A 21,528-nucleotide genomic window follows, 5' to 3' on the forward strand; every position below is an offset into this window, starting at 1 on the left:
TAGGGTGAACAGGACGCAGGGACGCAGTTAGCGCCACCAAATCACGGTTTAGCGCAATCATATTTCGCGTCGGTGACGCGGGGTCCGAAAGGTGAGGCAATTTAGCCATTCCTTCGTACTTTTCGGGTCTGCTTCCGGGGGGCTGGCGACGTGATTCGCAGTTAACGATTGATTGCCCGCCGCATATCAAGGCATAATGGCGCAAAAAAATATGACAGTTGAGCAGCATAAGGACACACCCAATGTCTAAAATCGCCTTGGTGGACGATGACAGGAACATCCTGACGTCGGTCGCAATGACGCTTGAGGCCGAGGGCTTCGAAGTCGAAACCTACAACGACGGCCAGACGGCGCTTGAAGCCTTCAACAAGAAGATGCCCGACATGGCGGTGCTGGACATCAAGATGCCGCGGATGGACGGCATGGACCTGCTCCAGCGCCTGCGCCAGAAATCGACCATGCCGGTGATCTTCCTGACCTCCAAGGACGACGAGATCGATGAGGTTCTGGGCCTGCGCATGGGCGCCGACGACTACGTCAAGAAACCGTTTTCGCAGCGGCTTCTGGTCGAACGCATCCGCGCGCTGCTGCGCCGCCAGGACGCGGTCGAGACCGGCGCCGTCGGCGACACCGAGGAAACCAAGGTGATCGAACGCGGCGAACTGCGGATGGATCCGCTGCGCCATGCGGTGGCCTGGAAGGGCAAGGACGTGTCGCTCACCGTGACCGAATTCCTGCTGTTGCAGGCGCTGGCCCAGCGCCCCGGTTTCGTCAAGTCGCGCGATCAGCTGATGGACGTCGCCTATGACGATCAGGTCTATGTCGACGACCGCACCATCGACAGCCACATCAAGCGCCTGCGCAAGAAGATGCGCAGCGTCGACGATGATTTCTCTGCCATCGAGACGCTTTATGGTATCGGTTACCGGTACAACGAAGAATAATGGCTCTGGTCGAGGAAATGGGCGTGCCCGAGACAGGCTCCAAACGGCGGGGTGACGTTGTTCTGGGCGACGATTGGGTCGCGCCCGACGGCACCGTCGAGCAGGAGCTTCAGGACAGCCGCGCCCGACGCGGGCTGTTCTCGCTGCGCACGTCGCCGCTCACCCGCAAGATCATCATGTTCAATCTGATCGCGCTGAACGTGCTGGTCGGTGGCATTCTCTATCTCAACTCCTCGCGCGACGGTCTGGCGGCACAGCGCGCCTCGGGCCTCGTCAGCGAGGCCGAACTGATCGCCGATGTCTTCGAGGCGCAGCTGCCGGGCAGCGCGCCGGTCAGCCTCGTCACCGGCGATGGCGTCGATGTCGCCGCAACGCTCGAGGGGATCGAGCTGCGCCGCGGCGCCGAGGTCTTTGTCTTCGACCCGGCGCAGGCCATCGTCGGCCGTTCCGCCTCAGACAGCATCGATGCGCCCGAGGATGAGGGCAATACCGTCATCACCGATCTGCTCGGCTCGATCTGGGACGCGGTGGCGCGGCTGGTCACCGATTCCGAAGAAGAGCGCCTTGCCGCCTTCGAAGAACACCTGATCGATCTGGCTGGCCCGGCGCTGGCCGGCAACACCACCGTACGCACCACCGAATCCGCCGATGGCGGCACGGTCTTTACCGTCGGCACGCCGATCGAACAGGGCGGCGCGCCGATCGGCGCCATCGTCCTGGTCTCGGCCTCGGGCGAGATCGACAAGCTGGTGCGCACCGAGCGCGAGCGGGTCTTGCAGATGTTCCTCGTGGCGACGCTGGTCTCGATCGGCTTGTCGCTGGTACTGGCTTCGACCATTTCCAACCCGATTTCCGATCTCGCCGAAGCCGCCGAGCTGGGCCGCGACCGCGACCGCCGCAAGGACGCCAAAGGCCGCATCCGCATCCCCGACCTGACCGCACGCCCCGATGAAATCGGCCGGCTGTCGGGCGCGTTGCGCGGCATGGTCACGGCGCTTTATGACCGCATCGACGCCAACGAACAATTCGCCGCCGACGTCAGCCACGAGATCAAGAATCCGCTGGCCTCGCTGCGTTCCGCGGTGGGTTCGCTGCGCATGGTCAAGCGCGAGGATCACCGCGACAAGCTGCTCGACGTGATCGATCACGACGTGCGTCGGCTCGACCGGCTGGTCAGCGACATCTCCGATGCCTCGCGGCTCGACAGCGAATTGGTCAAGGAAGAACAGGCGCAGTTCAACCTGCTCGACCTCCTGGGCAACCTCGGCGACTTCCTCGGCAAGGAAGCGCAGACCAAGGAGATCGAATTCATCACCGATCTGCCCGAGGCGCCGATCATGGTGCATGGTCTCGAGGCGCGTCTGGCGCAGGTCTTCGTCAATCTGATCACCAATGCGATCAGCTTCTGCGAGGCCGGCGATGCGATCCGCGTCTGGGCCCGTCAGCGCGAGAACCGCGTGCTCATCGTGGTCGAAGACACCGGCCCCGGCATCCCGGAAGAAGCGCTGACCAAAATTTTTAAGCGCTTCTACTCGCACCGGCCCGAGCATGACTTCGGCAACAATTCCGGCCTTGGCCTAGCGATCTCGAAACAGATCGTCGAGGCGCATGACGGGGTGATCTGGGCCGAGAACATTCGCCCCACCGAGGCCGACATCACCTCCGAGCCGCTGGGCGCGCGTTTCGTCGTGGGGCTTCCGGTCTAGAAAATGGCGCAGCTTCTGCACGCAAGCACCGTAGCCTTCCGGGGCCGCGGTGTTGTCATTCTGGGCGCGTCCGGCAGCGGCAAATCGGCGCTGGCGCTCGAACTGATGGCGCTGGGGGCAGGCCTGGTGGCCGATGACCGCACCTTGGTCGAGGTGCAGGACGGCGCGTTGGTCGCCTCCTGCCCGCCGGCGATCTCGGGGCGGATCGAGGCCAGGTTCCTGGGCCTTCTTGGGGCCGACCCGCATCCGCCGGTGACCCTGGCCCTCGCCGTCGATCTCGACCGGATGGAGCAGCAGCGGCTGCCGCCGCTGCGGCAGACCGAAATCGCCGGCGTTTCGCTCGCTTTGGTTCACAATCGCGACGAAAGGTATTTCCCTGCTGCAATCAGGCAGTATCTTGTGCATGGTCGCCGCGACTGACCCCCGGCGCCCCAGGAGACGAAGACCCCATGCATCCCGATGCACCCAACCGCCTTGTTCTGCTCACCGGCCCCTCCGGGGCGGGGCGGTCTACGGCTCTGAACGCGCTCGAAGATATGGGGTTCGAGACCATCGACAACCTGCCGCTGGCGCTGGCGCCGACGCTGCTCGACGGCGGGCTGAGCCGCGACATGGCGCTGGGAATCGATGTCCGCACCCGAGATTTCTCGCCGGCGGCCCTGACGACGCTGCTGGCCAATATCGCCCAGCTCACCGGGCAGAACGCCGAGCTTGTGGTGCTCGAGGCCGAGGCCGGCGTGCTGGCCAACCGCTACAACGAGACCCGCCGTCGCCATCCGATGGCGCCCGACGGCACGCCCGAGGCCGGCATCGCGATCGAGCTCGAGATGCTGGGCGCGCTGCGCGATCAGGCCACCGTGCTGATCGACACCTCGGCGCTGTCGCCGCATGATCTGCGCGCCGAGATCCAGCGGATCTTTGCCCGCAGCGGCGGACATGATCTCGCGGTTTCGGTGCAGTCCTTTTCCTACAAGCGCGGCCTGCCGCTGGCGGCGGATGTGGTGTTCGACTGCCGCTTCCTGAAAAACCCCCATTGGCAGCCCGACCTGCGCCCGCTGACCGGGCAGGACAGCCGGGTCGCCGATCACATTGCCACCGATCCGCGCTTTGCCGTTTTCCGCGACAAGGTCTTTGATCTGCTGACCTTCCAGCTGCCCGCTGCACGTGATGAGGGCAAGGCGCATTTCTCGGTCGCCTTCGGGTGCAGCGGTGGCAAACACCGCTCCGTTGCCCTCGCGGAAAGCATTGCCCGAGGGCTTGCAACGGCGGGCTGGGGGGTGTCAATTAGGCACCGAGAGCTTGAGCGGCGCGCGCTGGCGCCGCTGGACCCTGTCCAACGGTGACCGGGAAATGAACGGGAGACCGGCGACCTTGATCGGCATCGTGATTGTGGCGCATGGCGGACTGGCCAGGGAGTACCTGGCCGCGATCGAACATGTGGTCGGGGCACAGCCGGGCATCCGCGCGATCTCGATCGAGCCCGACCATGTGCGCGACGACAAGCAGATCGAGATCTGCCGCGCTGCCGATTCCGTCGACCAGGGCGGCGGCGTGGTCATCGTGACCGACATGTTCGGCGGATCGCCCTCCAACCTTTCTCTCATGGCCTGTGCGCCCGAGAACCGGCGCATTCTTTATGGCGCCAATCTGCCGATGCTGATCAAACTGGCGAAAAGCCGCGATTTGGGTGTTGCCGACGCCGTCAGGCGTGCGACAGAGGCGGGACGCAAGTATATCGACAGCCAGAATATCTCATCGGATCAGACTACATGACAGACACCGTGACCCGCACTCTGAAGATCGTGAACGAGAAGGGGTTGCACGCCCGCGCCTCGGCCAAGCTGGTCGAGGTGGTCGAGGGATTCGATGCCCGGGCCGAAGTCTCGCGCGACGGCCTCGACGCCTCGGGGGATTCGATCATGGGGCTTTTGATGTTGGCAGCTTCGAAAGGAAGCACTATTGAGGTTCAGACTTCGGGCCCGGACGCCGAGGCGCTGGCTGATGCCGTCGAAGCCCTGGTGGCGGATCGGTTCGGAGAAGACTGCTAGGCCGGCTCACGGCCTGCCGGGGAAGGATGCTGAACGCAACCATGGTGGAAACCGCGCAATCCTCAGCCGGGCGCAAGGCGTCAACGGCGGGCCAGCAGGTACCCTATGACAAGCGCAAGCTGTCTTATGCCAATACCTTCACCAATCCGTGGAAGGCCAATACCATCCGGGCGATGGAATGGTTGACCGGCAAGCTGCCGCTGTTGCGCCTGGTGCGCCGGTTCGAGCGCCAGGGGCCGAAAGAGGGGCCGGCCTTCTTCAGCCAGGCGCTCGAGCTGATGGGGATCGAGCTGCGCACCCCGGCCGAGCAGATCGCCCGCATCCCGGCCACCGGCCCGGTGATCGTGGTGGCCAACCATCCGCACGGGCTGGTGGACGGCATGGTCCTGGCGGAACTGGTGGGCCGGGTGCGCACCGACTACAAAATCCTGACGCGCAACCTGCTTTCCGGGGTGAGCGAAATCGAGGACCTGATGATCCCGGTGCCGTTCCCGCATGAGGAAAACGCCCGTGTCGAGAGCCTGGAGATGCGCAAGGCGGCGATGGATCACCTGCGCCAGGGCGGGGTGATCGTGCTGTTCCCCTCGGGGGTCGTCGCCGCCAGCGACACCTTCTTCGGCAAGGCGGTCGAGGCGGTCTGGAATCCCTTTACCGCCAAGATGATCACCCGCTCCGGCGCCACGGTGGTGCCGATCCATTTCCCCGGCCAGAACTCGCGCCTTTACCAGATCGCCAACAAGGTGTCGGCCACCCTGCGGCAGGGGCTGCTGATCCACGAGGTCATGCATGCCTGCAACCGGCCGCAGGCGCCGATCATCGGCGCTCCGATCACGCCCGAGGAAATCCGCAGCTGGGACAGCAAGCCGCGCCGCATGATGGCCTGGCTGCGCGCCCATACGCTCGGGCTGGGAGGCTAGACAGCAGCCGCGCCGGGGCGGTGGCGGCAGGAGGGGGCCAGCCCCCTCGGCCTGCGGCCTCACCCCCGCGGTATTTTCGGCAAGAGGAAGCAGCCGGGGCGTGGTCCCCGGGGTCAGCGGGTCGGCACGGGGGTCTCGCCGCGGTAGTCGTAGAAGCCGCGTTTGGTCTTGCGGCCGAGCCAGCCGGCCTCGACATATTTCGTCAGCAGTGGGCAGGGGCGGTATTTGGTGTCGGCCAGACCGTCGTGCAGGACGTTCATGATGGCCAGGCAGGTGTCGAGGCCGATGAAATCGGCCAGCTCGAGCGGCCCCATCGGGTGATTGGTGCCGAGCTTCATCGCCTTGTCGATCGAGGTGACATTGCCGACGCCTTCGTACAGCGTATAGACCGCCTCGTTGATCATCGGCATCAGGATGCGGTTGACGATGAAGGCGGGGAAATCCTCGGCCGAGGCGGCGGTCTTGCCCAGCCGCTCGACCACGCCGAGGCAGGCGTCATAGGTGTCCTTGTCGGTGGCAATGCCGCGGATCAGCTCGACCAGCTGCATCACCGGCACCGGGTTCATGAAGTGGAAGCCCATGAATTTCTCGGGCCGGTCGGTCCGACTGGCCAGCCGGGTGATCGAGATCGACGAGGTGTTCGAGGTCAGGATGGTGTTCGGCTTGAGATGCGGCAGCAGCCCGTCGAAAATCTTCTGCTTGATCTCCTCGCGTTCGGTCGCGGCCTCGATCACCAGATCGGTCTGCGCCACCTCCGCGGTTTCGAGCGTGGTGCGGATCCGCGCCAGGGCCGCGGCCTGGTCTGCGGCGCTCAGCGTGCCCTTGGAGACCTGTCGGCCGAGGTTCTTGCCGATCCGCGCCACCGCCGCGTCAAGCGCCTCCTGGGAGATATCGGTCATCACCACGTCATAGCCGGCCACCGCCATCACATGGGCGATGCCGTTGCCCATCTGGCCCGCGCCGATCACACCGATCGATTGAATTTCCATGACCTGCCCTCGTTCTGCTCGCCAGACAATAGGCAGCAACGCGGGCCGAGGGCAAGGGCGGGCGGGCGCGGAGTTTCCGTTAAACATCGCCATAAATCCATCGTTTAGGCATTTCGAAATCGAATCGGGTGAGGCTCGTCCCGGGTGAGAAAAATCAGGTGGGTGAGATGACCTATGACATGACCGGGGGCGCGGCCCCCGACTATCTTCCTTGTCGCTACGGGGCGTCGCGGCTGGTGTTCCGAGGGCCCCGGCGCCGGCTCGAGGGCGAATATGTCGCCTTTTTCGGCGGCACCGAGACTTTTGGAAAATTCATTGAAACGCCGTTTCCGGCGCTGACCGAAGAGGCGCTTGGCCTGGCCTGCGTGAATTTCGGCTGTGTCAATGCCGGGGTGGATGCCTTTGTCAACGACAGTGCCCTGCTCGAGGCGGCGGGCCGGGCGCGGGCCACGGTGGTGCAGATCATGGGGGCGCAGAACATGTCGAACCGGCTGTACAGTGTGCACCCGCGCCGCAACGACCGCTTCATCAACGCCTCGGCGATGCTCAAGGCGGTGTTTCGCGAGGTGGATTTCACCGAGTTCCACTTTACCCGGCACCTGCTGGGCGAGCTGGCGGCGATCAGCCCCGATCGGTTCCGCATGGTGCGCGAGGAGCTTCAGGCGGCCTGGCTGGCGCGGATGACCTTGCTGATCAGCCGGATCAAGGGGCCGGTGGTGTTGCTCTGGCTGGCCGACCGGGCGCCGTCGAACGAGCCCGACGCGGAAGCCGATCCGTTATTTGTGACCGCCGACATGCTGGAGGCGCTGCGGCCCAAGGTGGCGGCGATCGTCGAGCTGCGCGCCTCGGCCGCGGCCCGCACACAGGGCACCGCCGGCATGCGTTTCGACCCGATGGAAGAGGCCGCCGCGCGCGAGCTTCCGGGGCCGGCGGTGCATGACGAGGCCGCCTTGGCGATCGCCTGCGAGCTGTCGGGGCTGCTGAACCGCCGGCATTGAGCCGGGAGGCGCGGCACGCGGCCGGCCCGGGCCATCTGCCGGCTGCGCCGCGCCGGAAAACCCCGATGCGGTCATTGCCGGGCGAGAGGGTTTGTGGCAAGACGGAGCTGACGTTCCTGAACCGACGAGTTTAGACATGACCGACTATGCCCAGCGCCGGACCTTCATGGTCGATACCCAGATCCGCCCGTCCGACGTGACCAAGTTTCCCATCATCGATGCCATGCTCAGCGTCCCGCGTGAGGTCTATACCCCGCGTGACAAGCGCGAGGCCGCCTATGTCGGCGAGAATATCGAATTCGCGCCGGGCCGGGTGATGCTCGAACCCAGGACGCTGGCCAAGATGCTGGATGGCCTGGCGATCTCGGGGGGAGAGCTGGTGCTCGATATCGGCGCGGGCTACGGCTATGCGGCAGCGGTGATGGCGCGGATGGCCGAGGCGGTTGTTGCCGTCGAGGACGACGCCGACCGGGTGTCCGAGGCGCAGGGCGCGCTGTCGGATCACGGCGCCGACGGGGTGATCATGCATGAGGCAGCGCTGGACGCCGGCGCGCCGGAACACGGGCCCTACGATGTCATCGTGATCGAGGGCGGCATCGAGCATCTGCCCGAGGCCATTGCCGATCAGCTCAAGGACGGCGGCCGCATTGCCGCGCTCTTCATGGAGGGCGCGCTTGGCACGGTGCGGCTGGGGTACAAGCAGAACGGTGCGATCTCGTGGCGGTTTGCCTTCAACGCGGCGGCGCCGGTGTTGCCCGGATACCAGAGTTCCAGGGAATTTGCGCTGTAGCGGCACCGCGTGGCTTTTGCAGCGACGGAGGCAGGCCCAGATGGCGTATCAACGAGTGGCAAGTTCAGGAGACAGGCAATGATCCGCAATGCAATGAGGCGGGGCGCCTTGACTATCGCACTGGCGCTGGCGCCGGTGGCGACCAAGGCCGAGACGCTGGCCGATGCGCTGGCCAGCGCCTATACGCATTCCGGCCTGTTGCAGCAGAACCGCGCCTTGCTGCGCGCCGCCGACGAGGATGTCGCGGTGGCGGTTGCCGCGCTGCGCCCGATCGTGAGCTGGAGCTCGTCGTTCAGCCGCGATTTCGGTTACAGCTATTCCGCCACGACCGGCGCCGGCACCGGTTTTCAGGATGACAGCGCCAGCTTTTCCATCGTGGCCGAACTGCTGCTTTATGATTTCGGCGCCTCGCGGCTTCAGGTCGACGCCGCCAAGGAGGCGGTGCTGGCCACGCGCGAAGGGCTTGTGGTGATCGAGCAGCAGGTGCTGTTGCGCGCCGTCGTGGCCTATGTGGGCGTGCGCAGCGCCTCGGAAACCGTGTCCCTGCGGCAGAACAACCTGCGGCTGGTGCAGCAGGAGCTGCGGGCCGCACGCGACCGGTTCGAGGTGGGCGAGGTGACGCGCACCGACGTGTCGCTGGCCGAGGCGCGGCTGGCGGCCAGCCGGGCCAATCTTGCTGCGGCCGAAGGCGATCTGCTGCGCGCGATCGAGGAATATCGTGCCACTGTGGGTTCGGGGCCCGACAATCTCGTTGCGGTGACGCGGCTGCCCGATGTCGAGCGCAACGAAGACGCGGCCAAGGCGATCGCCGTGCGTACGCATCCGTCGATGCGCCAGGCGCAATACCAGGTCTCTACTGCCGATATCAACCTGCGCCGGGCCGAAGCGGCGGTCAAGCCGCAGGTCTCGCTCTCGGGACGGGTCACCAAATCCGGCGATTTCAACAGCGGCGATTATTCCAACACCGGGTCGGTCTCGGTCGATTTTGGCGGCCCGATCTATCGGGGGGGCCAGCTGTCGGCACTGGAGCGTCAGGCCAAGGCGCGCGCCGATGCCGCGCGGAGCAACCTGCATGTGGTGCAGCTTGGGGTGGCGCAGGACGTGGGCACCGCGCTGGCCACGCTGCGCGTGGCGAATGCCTCGATCGAGGCGACCGAGCGGCAGATCCGCGCTGCCCGTGTCGCCTTTCAGGGGGTGCGCGAAGAGGCGACCCTGGGCCAGCGTACCACGCTAGACGTTCTGACCGCCGAGCAGGATCTGCTTGACGCCGAGGTGGCCTATACCGCCGCCGTGGCCGACCGCACGATTGCCGCCTATCAGGTCCTGTCGGCCATGGGGTTGATGACCGCCAAGCATCTCGGTCTGAACGTGCAGCTTTACGACCCCGCGGAATACTATCGGCTGATCAGGAACGCGCCGGTCAAGAGCCTTCAGGGCGACAAGCTCGACCGGGTGCTGCGCCGCATCGGCGACTGAGGTCCACCCGCCACAAACCCCGCGCAATTTTCGCTATCGGTTGTGCGGTGCGCCCCGCCGGGGTATCCTCCCGGCGAGGCAAAGTGGTGAAAATAATGTCAGATCCTGTCAAATCCTCGGAGATCGAGGATGTCCTGTCATCTATTCGCAGGCTGGTGTCCGAAGAGGCACGTCAAGAAATGCAGGCACGGCGGGCGGAGGCCGAGAAGGCCGTGCCGCCAGAGGCCAGGGCCCCCCAGGAACCGGAAGCCCTGGTGCTGACCCCGGCGCTGCGCGTGCACGACGGCGGCCGGGCAGAGCCCGACTCGCCGGCCCCGGAAGCGATCGAGGAAGCGCCCTTCGAAGAGGCTGTCGACGAGGGCGCCGAAGCCGCGCCCGAGGTCTTCGCCGATCATGTCGCGGAGCCGGCCGCGGAGGCGGTGCAGGAGGCCGTGGCCGAGAGTGTATCTGCGGATGATCTGCCCGAGGCGCCGGCCGAGCCCGAGACGCTCGAGGCCAAGATCGCGGCGCTCGAAGCGCTGATTGCCGGCAGCAACGAAGGCGCGGCGGCGCAGTCGGAGGTACCTGCCGCCGAAGCGGACGCCCCGGAGGCGGAGACCACCGATACCACGGATATGGCGCCCGATTTGGCACCGGAGGCGGCGGCGGAGGAGGCGCTGGATTGGGAAGATCACGACCCCGATGTGCCCGAGGCCGAAGCCGCGCCGAATGCCGCCGAGGAGGCCCCCCAGGACACCCCGGCCGAGCAGCAGGACACCCTGGCAGCGCAGGAAGAGGCGCAGCAGGACGACACATCCGAGGCTCTGGATCAGGACGACGATCAGCCGCCGGCCAAGCCGTTTGTCTTTGTCTCGCGCAACAGCGTGCCGGGCCCCGAAGCGGCGCCCGAGGCGGAGGCCGGCGACGATGGCGACACCGATGCCTCCGAGGAACTGGTGTCGGCCGCGGCCGATCTTGGCGCAATCGACGAGGAGGCCCTGCGTGACATGGTGGTCGAGATCGTCCGCGAGGAGCTTCAGGGCGCCCTGGGCGAGCGGATCACCCGCAATGTTCGCCGCCTTGTCCGGCGCGAAATTCACCGCGCCCTGGCCAGCCAGGAACTCGACTGACCCTGCAAACGCAAACGCGCCCCGATCACGGGGCGCGTTTGCAAGTCTTGGAAAAGATGGAAGATCAGGCGGCTTCGCGTTCCGCCGCTGCGGCCGCATTGCGCCGTTCGCTTTCTTCGCGCGACAGGGCGACCGAAGTCCGCACACCCTTGCCCACGAATTCCATCAGACCCTGAACGACACGTTCGTTCGGGTCGATCCCGGCACAGGACAGCACCTCGCGTCCATCACGCGAGCGCGCCCAGCGGGCAATCTGTTCGGGGCCGTTGCCGTATTTCTTGTCATCGGCAATGGCGTCGTCGAGTGCAGCCAAGACCACGGCGGCAAACAGCTTGCGGGCACGGCTGCCCTGTTCGCTGTTAAAGGCTGTACCATCAACGAAATCAGTCATGTATCGTCCTTTATTCTTGCTCTTGTGTTTCTGGCGTGAAGGCCCTTATGGCCGCTTTTTATTGATTCGGATACCCCGCAAACGCATACCACTTATGTGATACTTGCATAGCTTTCTGCGCATGCAGCACAGGATATGGTAAGCTTGCTCTGGGCATGAACGCGATATATAGGTCCCGTCAAATCGTCTTCAACCTCTCGACAAGGTCCTGCCACAATGCCCAAGATCAACGGTAACGAAATCCGCCCCGGCAATGTCCTCGAGCACGACGGCCATCTCTGGGCCGCCGTCAAGGTCGATCATGTCAAACCCGGCAAAGGTGGTGCATTTGCGCAGGTCGAAATGAAGAACCTGCGCAACGGTTCCAAGCTGAACGAACGCTTCCGTTCCGCCGACAAGGTCGAGCGCGTGCGGCTGGAACAGAAGGACATGCAGTTCCTCTACGAAGACGGCGGCCAGCTGATCTTCATGGACACCGAGACCTACGACCAGGTGCAGCTCGACGCCGAGATCCTCGGCGAGCGCCGCCCCTTCCTGCAAGACGGCATGACCATCGTGGTGGAATTCCACGAAGAGGAGGCGCTGAACGCCTCGCTGCCGCAGAAGGTCACCTGCAAGGTGGTCGAGACCGAGCCGGTGGTCAAAGGCCAGACCGCCGCCAACAGCTTCAAGCCCGCCGTGCTCGACAATGGCGTCAAGGTCATGGTGCCGCCCTTCGTGGGCCAGGACGAGGATATCGTCGTCAACACCGAAACCATGGAGTATTCCGAGCGCGCCTGACCTCGGGGCCCGCGCGCATATCCCCCGGACAGCCGGGGGCGCGCATTTCATGATCAAAGGCCTCCGGCACAACGCCAAGGAGGCCTTTTTCATGTCCACAGACCATCCCGACCTCGCGGCCATCGCCGCCCTGCATCGCGGCGACACCGCCCGCATCGATGCCATCGCCCGCCGGCTGGCCCGGGGCGCCGGGCTGCTCGGCTATCGCACCGAAGGCGTGTTGCGCGGCTACCTGCTCTGGAGCCGCGGGGCCGGGGGCGCGCCGGAGATCGAGCGCCTCTACGTCGCCCCGGGCTGGCGCCGCCGCGGCATCGAAGAACGGCTGCGCCGCCGTCTGCCGCAGCCCTCGTAACCGCCCCGCGACACGCCCAGGTGGTCGGGCTTCAACCCGGCCCGCGTGCCACCAGCGAAACCTGCGCCGCCCCCGCCTGCATCTCGCCCCTGGCCCGGTCAAACCGCAGATAGGCCAGCGCCCGGTCGCCGGCGCGGGTGCCCAGCACGCCCACCGGCTTGCCGTTGGCGGTGATCTCGCTGCCCGGATCGGCGGCGCCGTCCACCGCCACCTGGGCCAGCCCCTTGCGCAGTTCGGTCTTGTGCTTCATCCGCGCCGTCACCTCCTGGCCGACGTAACATCCCTTGCGGAAATCCACCCCCGCCAGCCGCTCGAATCCCATCTCGAGCAGATAGCTGTCCGGCCCCAGTTCGCGGCCCCAGCGCGGCACCATCGCCGCCACATGCAGCGCATCCCAGTCGGTGTCGTCCGCCTCCACCGCCTCCGGCGCGATCAGCCGCCAGCCCAGCCGGTCGTCGCGCGGATCGGGCAGGGCGCCCGCCGGCGCCGCACCGGTGCCACGCGACACCGCCAGATCGGTCGGCCCAATCGTCACATCGGCGCGCAGCTTGTACATCGTCAGCCGCTTGGCCAGCCCCTCGGCCAACTCGGCCGGCAGATCCATCAGCACATCCGCACCGTCCGCCTGCAAGAAGAAGTCGGCGATCAGCTTGCCCTGCGGCGTCAGCATGGCGGCATAGACCAGCCCGCGATCCAGCCGCGCCACGTCATTGCTGACCAGCCCTTGCAGAAAGTCCCTGACATCGCCGCCTGCAAGGCGCAGCACGCGGCGTTTCCCGGCATAAGTGTTCATTTGACAATTCCTTCCGGCCCTGACGTCCCATATAGACATCCCGTGAGCAAGCAGAAGAGGCAAGATGCGCGCCCCGATCTCGGTCATCATCCCGACGCTGAACGCCGCCACGGCGCTGCCCGCCTGCCTGATGGCGCTGGGCGAAGGGCTGCAAGAGGGGCTGATCCGCGAGCTGATCGTCAGCGATGGCGGTTCCACCGATACCACCCTCGCGACCGCAGAGGCCGCCGGCGCCCGGATCGTCACCGGCCCGGCCTCGCGCGGCGGCCAGCTCCGGCGCGGCGCCGCCCGGGCGCAGGGCGACTGGTTGCTGGTGCTGCATGCCGACACCAGGCTCGCCCCGGGCTGGACCGCGCCGGTGCTGGCGCATCTTTCCGGCGGTTCCGCCGCCGCCTTCCGCCTCCGCTTCGACAGCCGCCACCCGATGGCGCGGCTGACCGAAGGCTGGGCCAACCTGCGCAGCCGGCTGTTCCAGCTGCCCTACGGCGATCAGGCGCTGCTGCTGCCGCGCGCGCTCTATGACGCCGCCGGCGGCTATCCCGACCAGCCGCTGATGGAGGATGTGGCCCTGGCCCGCGCCCTCAAGGGCAAGATCACACTGTTGCCCGCCAAGGCGCTCACCTCCGCCGACCGCTACCGCCGCGACGGCTGGCTGCGCCGCGGCGCGCGCAATCTCGTCACCCTGGTCCGCTACGCCACCGGCACCCCGCCCGAGACCCTGGCGAAAGGCTATCACCGACGCTCCTGATCTTCCTCTTTCCGAAAATACCGCGGGGGAGGCCGCAGGCCGGGGGCAGCGCCCCCAGTCCCGGCCGGTCCTAGGCGCCGTCCTGCATCCGGTACAACCCGGCATAGACACCGTTCCGCGCCAGAAGCGTCTCATGTGTGCCTTCCTCGACCACCCGCCCCTGATCCATGACGACGATCTTGTCGGCATGGCGCACGGTCGACAGCCTATGCGCGATCACCAGCGTGGTGCGGCCCCGCGCCAGTCGGTCCAGCGCCTCCTGCACCAGCGCCTCGGAGGCGGTGTCGAGCGCCGAGGTCGCCTCGTCGAGCAGCAGGATCGGTCGATCGCGCAGCACTGCGCGGGCAATTGCCACCCGCTGCCGCTGACCACCCGAGAGGTTCGAGCCGCGCGGCCCGGCCGGGCTGTCGAGCCCTTCCGCCAGCCGCGGCAGGAAATCCGCCACATGCGCCGCCTCGAGCGCCGCGTTCAGCCGGTCTTCGCTGACCTCGCGACCATCGAGCACGATATTGTCGCGCAGGCTCTCGTCGAACAGCAGCGCCTCCTGGCTGACCACGGAAAACAGCCCGCGCACCTCGGGCACCGCCATGTCGCGCACGTCGGTGCCGCCGATGGTGACCTGGCCGCGCTGCACGTCGACCAGCCGCGTGATCAGGTTGAAGACGGTGGATTTCCCCGCCCCCGAAGCGCCGACCAGCGCCGTGGTCTTGCCGGCCTCGGCCACCAGCGAGGCGCCACGCAGCACCGGCGCGTCGCCAAAGGCCAGGTGCACGTCATCCAGTACGATTTCCGGCGCGCCCTGCGGCGCGGGCCGCGGGGTTGCCGGCGAGGCCAGCCCCGGCCGGGTCTCGAGCAGCTCGCGCAGCCGCTCGATCGCCGCCGCTGCCACCTGCCAGACACCCGAGACCGCGCCCAGCCGGCGCAGCGGCTCGAAGGCCAGGCCGAGAGCGGTGAAAAAGGCCATGAAATCGCCCACCGTCTTGGTGCCGTCGATGATCTCTCGCCCGCCATAGAGCAGCACGCCAAAGAACCCGACACCGGCCATCAGGTCGACCATGCCGGGGATCAGCGCCTGGCCGAGCGAGGATTTGACCTCGACCCTGATCCGCTTGTCGGTCAGCTTGGAATAGCGCCGCGACTGGTAGCGTTCGAGCCGGTTCAGCTTGATCGGGACGATGCCGTGAAAGATCTCGTTGAGCCGCACCGACAGCCCGGCTGCCACGTCGCGCGCCACCCGTGCATGGCGGCGGACATAGCGTTGCAGCACCACCACCGGCACCACCATCACCGGCACGCCGATCAGCGCCACCAGCGTCCAGCGCCAGTCGATCGACAGCGCCACCCCGAACAGCGACACCAACGCCACCACGTCGCGGCCGGCGCCGGTGACCAGGGTCTTCCAGACCTTGTTGATCGAGCCGACATCGCCCTCGATCCGCTGCATCAGGTAGCCTGGGCTGTGGGTCTGGTGGAACTGGCCCTCCAGGGTCATCAGGTGATCCACCAGGTCGGTGCGAATCTCGCCCGAGGTGACCTGGGCCAGTCGTGTCAGCACCACCTTCTGCACCACCGAGGCCGCCGCGCGCAGGGCAAAGATGCCCAGAATGGCAAGCCCCACAAGCACCAGCTTGTTCCCTTGTCCGCCGATGAAGATCTGGTCGAACATCGGTTTCATCATGTAACTGATGGCGCCGTACATCGCGCCTTCGAGCGACATGAAGACCAGCGCCACCGCCAGCAGCCAGATGTGCCGCCGCAGGTACTTGCGCCAGAGCCAGCGTGCCAGCCCGCGCGAATTGGGCGGGGTCTCGCTCACGCCTCGTCCTTTCGCTCGCGCAGCATCTGCGCGGTCTCGGCCGGGGTCTTCCGGGCATCCCAGGCGTCGTTCAGCCGGGCGGCGCGGTATTCGCTGCGCAGCCAGTCCTCGAAGCCGATCGGCTCGGCGTTCTTGCGTGCCTCGTAGACCGAGAGGATGTAATCCTGCACCCCGGTCTTGGTCCATTTCATGTGCAGGTATTTCATCGATAGCTGCTTGCGCGCCTCTTCCACCGGCAGGCCTTCGAACACCATCAGATACATCGCGGCAACGATCCCGGCGCGGTCGGCGCCGGACTTGCAATGAAAGACAAACGGCTTCTCGATATCGCGGAAGGTGTCCAGAACCGCCAGAAGCCGATCCCGTTTGGTGGCATTGCGCGCCCAGAGCTTGGTGACGCGGAACTCCATGCCAAGCGCTTCGCAGGCTTCCTTTTCAAACAGGTAATGGGCGAATTTCTCTTCGCCGCGCAGGGTCACCACGGTCTTGATGCCGAGCTCCCGATAGCGTTTGAGCCGGCGCGGGCCGGGATGGTTCGAACGATAGACGCCCGGCGCGATTTCGAAGAAATTGGTCCAGAGCACGCGCAGGAAGGCATGGTCGACGACGTTGTAATGCACATTGCCCCAGAACCGACCTTTCGGCGTGGAGATATCCTTGCCGAAGGACCGGCTGAACCGCCGGTTGCGGTCCTCCAACCAGGTCATCATCTTCTTGATCATCGACACTGCGGCCGGTGGCCGCCTCCCGGGGTTTCGCTGGCGCGGGTTTAGGCGCTCGGGACCCGGCTGGCAAGCCGGGCGGTGGCGATTGACGAAGGCGCCGCGCCGGGGTTAGCTGCGCGTCGATCCACGGAGAACGCAACATGCCCCTCGCCAATGGCCGCACCTACCGGGCAATCCCCGGTCCCTCGGAAACGCCCGACGCCGTGCAACGCGCGATGCACCGCAGCTCGGTCAATATCTACGAAGGCGAGGTCGTCGAACTGACCGAGAGCCTGCTGCCGGATCTGCGCGGGGTGGCGCGGACCGAACATGACGTTGCGATGTATATCTGCAACGGTCACGGCGCCTGGGAGGCCGCGCTGGCCAATGTGCTGAACCCCGGCGATCTGGTGCTGGTGCCGGCAACGGGGCGGTTTTCGCACGGCTGGGTGGAAATGGCGCAGGGCCTGGGCATCGAGGCCGAGATCCTGGAATTCGGCTTGCAGAGCCCGTTCGACCCGGACCGCGTCGAGGCGCGGCTGCGCGCCGACACGGCGCGGCGCATCAAGGCGGTTCTGGCGGTGCATGTGGATACCGCCACCTCGGTGCGCAACGACATTCCCGCGCTGCGGGCGGCGATGGATGCGGCAGGGCACCCGGCGCTCCTGATGGCCGATTGCGTCGCCTCGCTGGGCTGCGACCGCTTCGAGATGGATGCCTGGGGTGTCGACGTGCTGGTCGCCGGCTCGCAAAAGGGGCTGATGGTGCCGCCGGGCATGGGCTTTGTGTTCTTTTCGCCCAAGGCCGCCGCGCATCGCCCCGACCGTGTGTCGCGCTATTGGGACTGGACGCCGCGCGCCCGGCCCGAGATGTATTACCAGTATTTCGGCGGCACCGCGCCGACCCATCACCTCTATGGCCTGCGCGTCGCGCTCGACATGATGAAGGACGAGGGGATGGAGGCGATCTGGCAGCGGCATGCCACGCTGGCCCGGGCGATCTGGGCGGCGGTGGAGCATTGGGGGCAGGCCGGGCCGCTCCGGCTCAACATCGCCGATCCGGCGCATCGCAGCCATGCGGTCACCACCCTGGGTATCGGAACGCCCCAGGGCCAGCGGCTGCGCGACTGGTGCGAACGCAACGCCGGCGTGACGCTGGGCATTGGCCTGGGCATGGCGCCGCCCGACAGCCAGGAGCGGCACGGTTTCTTTCGCATCGGCCACATGGGGCATGTGAACAGCCACATGATCCTGGGCGTGCTGGGGGCGATCGAGGCGGGGCTTGCCGCGCTCGACATTCCGCACCACGCCGGCGGCATCCAGGCCGCCACACGGGCGATCAGCGCCGCCGCGCCGCCAGCCAGCTGATCCAGGTGTTGAGCGTCAGCCCGGCGAGCACGACCGCCGCCAGCCCGAAGGCCGCCAGCAGGGCAAACAGCATCCAGATCAGATTCACGCCGAACATCACCAGGCACGCGGCGGTGTAATCGGGCGCGCGCCCGACGGGGCGGTCGTGGGATCGATGGTACATGCGGCACCTCGCGCAAACTGCGACGCCGTCAAGAATAGACCGCCCGGCGCGCCTGTCATCTAAAGTTTTCGCCAATCGCCTGCGGTGTTCGCGCCCCGGGCCCGACCCGGGGCCGCACGCGCCGGATGTGACCGGTCCGGGGGCCCCGGCGCGGTGGCCGGGGCGGGGTCACGCGCCGGCGGTCATGCCGGGTCGAGGTGGCCGTCGGTCATCCGCAGCTGCCGGTCCATCCGCGCCGCCAGCTCGAGGTTGTGGGTGGCGATCAATGCCGAAAGTCCGGTTTCGCGCACCAGATGCATCAGAGCCTCGAACACCGTGTCCGAGGTCGCGGGGTCGAGGTTGCCGGTGGGCTCGTCGGCAAGCAGCAGGCGCGGCGCATTGGCCAGCGCGCGACAGAAGGCCACCCGCTGCTGTTCGCCGCCCGAGAGCGCGCCGGGGCGATGACCGGCGCGGCCCTGCAAGCCGACGGTTGCCAGCAGGGTCTCGGCCCGGGCCTCCGCCGCGCCGCGGGCCACACCATTGGCGAGCTGCGGCAGCACGACGTTTTCCAGCGCGGTGAATTCCGGCAGCAGGTGGTGGAACTGATAAACGAATCCCACGTCGCGCCGCCGCGCGGCAGTGCGCTTGCGGTCGCTCAGCCGGGTCATCTCCTGGCCGCCGATCCGGACCGAGCCGGCATCGGCGGTGTCGAGCAGCCCGGCGATATGCAGCAGCGTCGACTTGCCCGCCCCCGAGGGCGCCACCAGCGCCACCACCTCGCCGGGGGCGAGGCTCAGGTCGACGCCCTTGAGCACCGCCACCTCGTTTTCGCGACCCTGGTTGTAGGTCTTTTGCACGCCGTCCAGCGCCAGCACCGGATCACTCATACCGCAGCGCCTCCACAGGGTTGAGCCGCGCCGCGCGGCGGGCGGGAAAGATGGTGACGATGAAGGACAGCCCCAGCGACAGCGTCACCGCCGAGAGCACATCGCCCAGCTCGAGCTTGGCCGGCACCGCGTAAAGCCCGCGGATCGACGGATCCCAGACGCCGCCGCCGGACAGGTAGTTCACCACCGCAAAGATCGGGTCGATGTAGATCGCGAAGAGACTGCCGAGGATCACGCCAAGGAACGTGCCGATCAGCCCGGTGAAGGCGCCGCAGATGAAGAATATCCGCAACACCGAGCCTTCCGAAAGGCCCATGGTGCGCAGGATGCCGATGTCGCGGCCCTTGTTCTTGACCAGCATGATCAGCCCCGAGACGATGTTCATCGCCGCGATCAGCACCAGGATGGCGAGGATCACGAACATCACGTTGTCCTCGATCTCCAGCGCCCGGAGGAAGGCGCCGCTGGCGTCGCGCCAGGTCCAGACCAGCGCCCGCTCGCCCGCCACCTCGAGCAGCGGCAGCGCATAGCTGTCGACGGTGTCGGGGTCCGCGACCATGACCTCGATCTCGTCTGCCACGCCTTCGCGGTTGAAATAGCTCTGCGCCTCGGCAAAGGGCATGTAGACGCGGGTGCGGTCGATGTCGTGGCGGCCGGCGGTGAAGACATAGCCCACCTCATAGGCCTGCACCCGCGGCGAGGTGCCGAAGGGCGTCTTGACCCCGTCGGGCGAGATCAGCTTGATCCGGTCACCGATCGTCACCCCAAGCTCGCGCGCCACGCCCGAGCCGATGGCCAGGCCCGGGCCAAAACCGGAGAGATCGCCCTGGCTGTCGATCGGGTTGGCGACGCGCGGAATGGTCGAGAGATCGGCGGCAGAAATGCCGAAGACCTCGACACCGGAGTTTCGGCCATTGGCGGTGGCCATGACCTGGCCCTTGACCAGCGGCGCGGCGCGGGTGACGAAATCGAGCGCGGAGATCCGCGCCCGCAAGGCATCGAAATCCTCGATGCTGCGTTCGATCTGGCCGAATTCGTTGATCTGCTGCTGATAGTAGACGGTGACATGGGCGTTGGTGCCGACGATGGTATCGACGAATTCCTCGCGAAACCCCGAGCGCACCGCCAGCGTGGCAATCAGCGCAAAGACCGCCAGCGTGATGCCGATCAGGCTGATCCAGGTCATGGTGCTGACGCCGCCTTCGGCGCGTTTGGCGCGCAGGTAGCGCCAGGCGATCATCCATTCGAAGGCGGCGAAGGGCGCGGGGCTGCGCGGAGTGGCTCTGCTCATGGGCTTTCCTTGTTTCGCGCGGAAATTGGTCAAAGGGGCCGCAAGGGTCAAGCGGCGAATGCCGCGGCGCCGCGCGGGCTGTCGCGATTGTGTTGTTCGGGCGCGATGGCGGAGCGCTTGCATCCTTCGGCCGGCTCGGGATAGTGCAGGGGGATGAGAGGACCGCGTTTCACCGATATCGTCGCCGCCCTGCCGCCCACCGTGCCCTTCGTCGGCCCGGAACAGATGGAGCGTGACCGGGGCGCGCCTTTCGTGGCCCGTCTTGGCGCCAACGAAAGCGTCTTCGGCCCGTCGCCGCTGGCCAGCCGGGCGATGCAGGCAGCAGATGCCGAGATCTGGAAATACGGCGACAGCACCAGCTTTGATCTGCGGCATGCGCTGGCCGAGGATTTGGGCATCGGTGCCGACAATATCGTCCTCGGTGCCGGGATCGACGGGCTGCTGGAATCCACCGTGCGGCTGATGGTCGGCCCCGGAGATCAGGTGGTGACCTCGGATGGCGCCTATCCGACGTTCAACTTTCACGTGGCGGGCCATGGCGGCACGCTGCACCGGGTGCCCTATCGCGACGATCACGAGGATACCGAGGCACTGCTCGCCAAGGCGCGCGCGGTCGGGGCAAAGCTGATCTATCTGGCCAACCCCGACAATCCGATGGGCAGTTGGCTCTCGGCGGCGCAGGTCGAGGCGATGATCGCGGCGCTGCCGGCGGGATGTGTGCTGGTGCTCGACGAGGCCTATGTCGAATTCGCGCCTGAGGATTCGGTGCCGGCGTTTGACGTCACGGACCCGGCGGTTCTGCGCTTCCGGACTTTTTCCAAGGCGCATGGCATGGCCGGCGCGCGGGTGGGGTATGCCATCGGCCAGGCGGATGTGATCGCCGCCTATGAAAAGGTGCGCAACCATTTCGGGATGAACCGCTCGGCCCAGGCGGGCGCGCTGGCGGCCTTGCAGGATCGCGCGTGGCTGGCCCGGGTGCAGCGCGACGTGGCCACGGCGCGCGACAGAATCGCGGCGATCGCGCGGGACAACGGGCTTCGGCCGCTGGCCTCGGCCACCAATTTCGTGGCGGTGGATTGCGGCGCCGACGGCGGTTTCGCCCGCCGGGTTCTGACCGGCCTGCTGGCACAGGGGGTCTTTGTGCGAATGCCCTTTGTTGCGCCGGAAGACCGCTGCATCAGGATCAGCGCCGGCACGCCGGAGATGCTCGACGCTTTTGCCGCCGCACTGCCCGAGGCGCTCGCCGTCGCGCGACGGGGCTGAGCCACTGGTCTTTGCCG

Annotated in this window: 24 protein-coding genes; 16 read left to right on the forward strand and 8 right to left on the reverse strand. The window is 66.7% G+C overall.

All coding sequences use genetic code 11. The annotated features are described in order from the left end of the window. Positions 1–242 precede the first annotated feature (242 nt). The 7 genes from BMW90_RS08720 to BMW90_RS08750 are packed head-to-tail and all read left to right on the forward strand — an operon-like array spanning position 243 to position 5,615. On the forward strand, positions 243–944 hold the full coding sequence (locus BMW90_RS08720; RefSeq protein ID WP_048532912.1) for a response regulator transcription factor: 702 nt from the start codon (positions 243–245) through the stop codon (positions 942–944). Beyond that, positions 944–2,650 carry a sensor histidine kinase gene (locus BMW90_RS08725; protein WP_048532910.1) on the forward strand — a complete coding sequence of 569 codons (1,707 nt, stop codon included), beginning with the start codon at positions 944–946 and terminating at the stop codon, positions 2,648–2,650. Before BMW90_RS08720 ends, BMW90_RS08725 begins: the two co-directional genes overlap by 1 nt. Before the next feature lie 3 nt (positions 2,651–2,653). Next, positions 2,654–3,070 carry an HPr kinase/phosphorylase gene (locus tag BMW90_RS08730; protein ID WP_074836145.1) on the forward strand — a complete coding sequence of 139 codons (417 nt, stop codon included), beginning with the start codon at positions 2,654–2,656 and terminating at the stop codon, positions 3,068–3,070. A 29-nt stretch (positions 3,071–3,099) separates the two neighbouring features. Further along, the gene (gene rapZ, locus BMW90_RS08735; protein WP_074836146.1) at positions 3,100–3,993 is read left to right on the forward strand and encodes an RNase adapter RapZ; all 894 of its coding nucleotides are present in this window, start codon (positions 3,100–3,102) and stop codon (positions 3,991–3,993) included. 28 nt (positions 3,994–4,021) lie between these two features. Continuing rightward, positions 4,022–4,423, forward strand: coding sequence for a PTS sugar transporter subunit IIA (locus BMW90_RS08740; protein ID WP_048532907.1), 402 nt, complete (start codon positions 4,022–4,024; stop codon positions 4,421–4,423). Further along, entirely contained in the window at positions 4,420–4,698 is a 279-nt protein-coding gene (locus BMW90_RS08745; RefSeq protein WP_048532906.1) for an HPr family phosphocarrier protein, read from the forward strand. The genes BMW90_RS08740 and BMW90_RS08745 overlap by 4 nt, the downstream gene beginning before the upstream one ends. Positions 4,699–4,739: 41 nt before the next feature. Then, positions 4,740–5,615 (forward strand): lysophospholipid acyltransferase family protein, encoded by an 876-nt coding sequence (locus tag BMW90_RS08750; protein ID WP_048533956.1) that lies wholly within the window; start codon positions 4,740–4,742, stop codon positions 5,613–5,615. A gap of 113 nt (positions 5,616–5,728) precedes the next feature. Here the strand turns inward: BMW90_RS08750 and BMW90_RS08755 are convergent, their stop codons facing one another. Further along, positions 5,729–6,604, reverse strand: coding sequence for a 3-hydroxybutyryl-CoA dehydrogenase (locus BMW90_RS08755; protein ID WP_048532905.1), 876 nt, complete (start codon positions 6,602–6,604; stop codon positions 5,729–5,731). A gap of 167 nt (positions 6,605–6,771) precedes the next feature. Between BMW90_RS08755 and BMW90_RS08760 the strand changes: the two genes are divergently transcribed. From BMW90_RS08760 to BMW90_RS08775, 4 genes are all read left to right on the forward strand, one after another. After that, complete coding sequence (locus BMW90_RS08760) at positions 6,772–7,602, forward strand: DUF6473 family protein (protein WP_074836148.1); 831 nt, start codon at positions 6,772–6,774, stop codon at positions 7,600–7,602. Positions 7,603–7,738: 136 nt separating this feature from the next. Next, the gene (locus BMW90_RS08765; protein ID WP_048532903.1) at positions 7,739–8,392 is read left to right on the forward strand and encodes a protein-L-isoaspartate O-methyltransferase family protein; all 654 of its coding nucleotides are present in this window, start codon (positions 7,739–7,741) and stop codon (positions 8,390–8,392) included. A gap of 108 nt (positions 8,393–8,500) precedes the next feature. After that, the gene (locus tag BMW90_RS08770) at positions 8,501–9,868 is read left to right on the forward strand and encodes a TolC family outer membrane protein (RefSeq protein WP_244526466.1); all 1,368 of its coding nucleotides are present in this window, start codon (positions 8,501–8,503) and stop codon (positions 9,866–9,868) included. 95 nt (positions 9,869–9,963) lie between these two features. Further along, entirely contained in the window at positions 9,964–10,977 is a 1,014-nt protein-coding gene (locus BMW90_RS08775; protein WP_139211285.1) for a hypothetical protein, read from the forward strand. A gap of 64 nt (positions 10,978–11,041) precedes the next feature. On the opposite strand, the gene BMW90_RS08780 is transcribed toward BMW90_RS08775, so the two are convergent. Beyond that, positions 11,042–11,368: a DUF6280 family protein gene (locus BMW90_RS08780; RefSeq protein WP_048532900.1), complete on the reverse strand. Its 327-nt coding sequence runs from the start codon at positions 11,366–11,368 to the stop codon at positions 11,042–11,044. A 216-nt stretch (positions 11,369–11,584) separates the two neighbouring features. On the opposite strand from BMW90_RS08780, the gene efp reads away from it, so the two are divergent. Next, entirely contained in the window at positions 11,585–12,148 is a 564-nt protein-coding gene (gene efp / locus BMW90_RS08785; protein WP_048532899.1) for an elongation factor P, read from the forward strand. 91 nt (positions 12,149–12,239) lie between these two features. Further along, a complete protein-coding gene (locus tag BMW90_RS08790; protein ID WP_139211287.1) occupies positions 12,240–12,500 on the forward strand; it encodes a hypothetical protein in 261 nt (86 codons plus the stop codon). A gap of 31 nt (positions 12,501–12,531) precedes the next feature. On the opposite strand, the gene ygfZ is transcribed toward BMW90_RS08790, so the two are convergent. Next, a complete protein-coding gene (gene ygfZ / locus BMW90_RS08795) occupies positions 12,532–13,293 on the reverse strand; it encodes a CAF17-like 4Fe-4S cluster assembly/insertion protein YgfZ (protein WP_074836154.1) in 762 nt (253 codons plus the stop codon). 64 nt (positions 13,294–13,357) lie between these two features. On the opposite strand from ygfZ, the gene BMW90_RS08800 reads away from it, so the two are divergent. Then, complete coding sequence (locus tag BMW90_RS08800; protein ID WP_074836156.1) at positions 13,358–14,041, forward strand: TIGR04283 family arsenosugar biosynthesis glycosyltransferase; 684 nt, start codon at positions 13,358–13,360, stop codon at positions 14,039–14,041. 70 nt (positions 14,042–14,111) lie between these two features. Here the strand turns inward: BMW90_RS08800 and BMW90_RS08805 are convergent, their stop codons facing one another. Further along, entirely contained in the window at positions 14,112–15,857 is a 1,746-nt protein-coding gene (locus BMW90_RS08805) for an ABC transporter ATP-binding protein (RefSeq protein WP_074836157.1), read from the reverse strand. Next, positions 15,854–16,567 (reverse strand): phosphatase domain-containing protein, encoded by a 714-nt coding sequence (locus BMW90_RS08810; protein WP_306456251.1) that lies wholly within the window; start codon positions 16,565–16,567, stop codon positions 15,854–15,856. The genes BMW90_RS08805 and BMW90_RS08810 overlap by 4 nt, the downstream gene beginning before the upstream one ends. Positions 16,568–16,722: 155 nt before the next feature. On the opposite strand from BMW90_RS08810, the gene BMW90_RS08815 reads away from it, so the two are divergent. Beyond that, a complete protein-coding gene (locus tag BMW90_RS08815; RefSeq protein ID WP_074836161.1) occupies positions 16,723–17,928 on the forward strand; it encodes a pyridoxal-phosphate-dependent aminotransferase family protein in 1,206 nt (401 codons plus the stop codon). Here BMW90_RS08815 and BMW90_RS08820 read toward each other — a convergent pair. The 3 genes from BMW90_RS08820 to BMW90_RS08830 form a co-directional block, all read right to left on the reverse strand. Continuing rightward, complete coding sequence (locus BMW90_RS08820; RefSeq protein ID WP_048532891.1) at positions 17,900–18,091, reverse strand: hypothetical protein; 192 nt, start codon at positions 18,089–18,091, stop codon at positions 17,900–17,902. The two genes, BMW90_RS08815 and BMW90_RS08820, sit on opposite strands and share 29 nt — an antisense overlap. A gap of 182 nt (positions 18,092–18,273) precedes the next feature. Next, positions 18,274–18,957, reverse strand: coding sequence for an ABC transporter ATP-binding protein (locus BMW90_RS08825; protein ID WP_048532890.1), 684 nt, complete (start codon positions 18,955–18,957; stop codon positions 18,274–18,276). After that, positions 18,950–20,248: a lipoprotein-releasing ABC transporter permease subunit gene (locus tag BMW90_RS08830; RefSeq protein WP_048532888.1), complete on the reverse strand. Its 1,299-nt coding sequence runs from the start codon at positions 20,246–20,248 to the stop codon at positions 18,950–18,952. Before BMW90_RS08830 ends, BMW90_RS08825 begins: the two co-directional genes overlap by 8 nt. A gap of 153 nt (positions 20,249–20,401) precedes the next feature. Here BMW90_RS08830 and BMW90_RS08835 point away from each other — a divergent pair, with 153 nt between their 5' ends. Next, entirely contained in the window at positions 20,402–21,511 is a 1,110-nt protein-coding gene (locus BMW90_RS08835; RefSeq protein ID WP_074836163.1) for a pyridoxal phosphate-dependent aminotransferase, read from the forward strand. The last annotated feature ends 17 nt before the right edge of the window (positions 21,512–21,528 follow it).

The organism is Marinovum algicola (genome assembly GCF_900109145.1).
GTDB classification, from domain to species: Bacteria; Pseudomonadota; Alphaproteobacteria; order Rhodobacterales; family Rhodobacteraceae; genus Marinovum; species Marinovum algicola.

What these genes read in the sequence shown, in the direction of transcription:
- BMW90_RS08720 (WP_048532912.1), top strand. Translation starts at nt 243, where the DNA reads ATGTCTAAAATCGCCTTGGTGGACGATGACAGGAACATCCTGACGTCG.
- BMW90_RS08725 (WP_048532910.1), top strand. Translation starts at nt 944, where the DNA reads ATGGCTCTGGTCGAGGAAATGGGCGTGCCCGAGACAGGCTCCAAACGG.
- BMW90_RS08730 (WP_074836145.1), top strand. Translation starts at nt 2,654, where the DNA reads ATGGCGCAGCTTCTGCACGCAAGCACCGTAGCCTTCCGGGGCCGCGGT.
- rapZ (WP_074836146.1), top strand. Translation starts at nt 3,100, where the DNA reads ATGCATCCCGATGCACCCAACCGCCTTGTTCTGCTCACCGGCCCCTCC.
- BMW90_RS08745 (WP_048532906.1), top strand. Translation starts at nt 4,420, where the DNA reads ATGACAGACACCGTGACCCGCACTCTGAAGATCGTGAACGAGAAGGGG.
- BMW90_RS08750 (WP_048533956.1), top strand. Translation starts at nt 4,740, where the DNA reads ATGGTGGAAACCGCGCAATCCTCAGCCGGGCGCAAGGCGTCAACGGCG.
- BMW90_RS08755 (WP_048532905.1), bottom strand. Translation starts at nt 6,604, where the DNA reads ATGGAAATTCAATCGATCGGTGTGATCGGCGCGGGCCAGATGGGCAAC.
- BMW90_RS08760 (WP_074836148.1), top strand. Translation starts at nt 6,772, where the DNA reads ATGACCTATGACATGACCGGGGGCGCGGCCCCCGACTATCTTCCTTGT.
- BMW90_RS08765 (WP_048532903.1), top strand. Translation starts at nt 7,739, where the DNA reads ATGACCGACTATGCCCAGCGCCGGACCTTCATGGTCGATACCCAGATC.
- BMW90_RS08775 (WP_139211285.1), top strand. Translation starts at nt 9,964, where the DNA reads ATGTCAGATCCTGTCAAATCCTCGGAGATCGAGGATGTCCTGTCATCT.
- BMW90_RS08780 (WP_048532900.1), bottom strand. Translation starts at nt 11,368, where the DNA reads ATGACTGATTTCGTTGATGGTACAGCCTTTAACAGCGAACAGGGCAGC.
- efp (WP_048532899.1), top strand. Translation starts at nt 11,585, where the DNA reads ATGCCCAAGATCAACGGTAACGAAATCCGCCCCGGCAATGTCCTCGAG.
- BMW90_RS08790 (WP_139211287.1), top strand. Translation starts at nt 12,240, where the DNA reads ATGTCCACAGACCATCCCGACCTCGCGGCCATCGCCGCCCTGCATCGC.
- ygfZ (WP_074836154.1), bottom strand. Translation starts at nt 13,293, where the DNA reads ATGAACACTTATGCCGGGAAACGCCGCGTGCTGCGCCTTGCAGGCGGC.
- BMW90_RS08800 (WP_074836156.1), top strand. Translation starts at nt 13,358, where the DNA reads ATGCGCGCCCCGATCTCGGTCATCATCCCGACGCTGAACGCCGCCACG.
- BMW90_RS08810 (WP_306456251.1), bottom strand. Translation starts at nt 16,567, where the DNA reads ATGATGACCTGGTTGGAGGACCGCAACCGGCGGTTCAGCCGGTCCTTC.
- BMW90_RS08815 (WP_074836161.1), top strand. Translation starts at nt 16,723, where the DNA reads ATGCCCCTCGCCAATGGCCGCACCTACCGGGCAATCCCCGGTCCCTCG.
- BMW90_RS08820 (WP_048532891.1), bottom strand. Translation starts at nt 18,091, where the DNA reads ATGTACCATCGATCCCACGACCGCCCCGTCGGGCGCGCGCCCGATTAC.
- BMW90_RS08825 (WP_048532890.1), bottom strand. Translation starts at nt 18,957, where the DNA reads ATGAGTGATCCGGTGCTGGCGCTGGACGGCGTGCAAAAGACCTACAAC.
- BMW90_RS08830 (WP_048532888.1), bottom strand. Translation starts at nt 20,248, where the DNA reads ATGAGCAGAGCCACTCCGCGCAGCCCCGCGCCCTTCGCCGCCTTCGAA.
- BMW90_RS08835 (WP_074836163.1), top strand. Translation starts at nt 20,402, where the DNA reads ATGAGAGGACCGCGTTTCACCGATATCGTCGCCGCCCTGCCGCCCACC.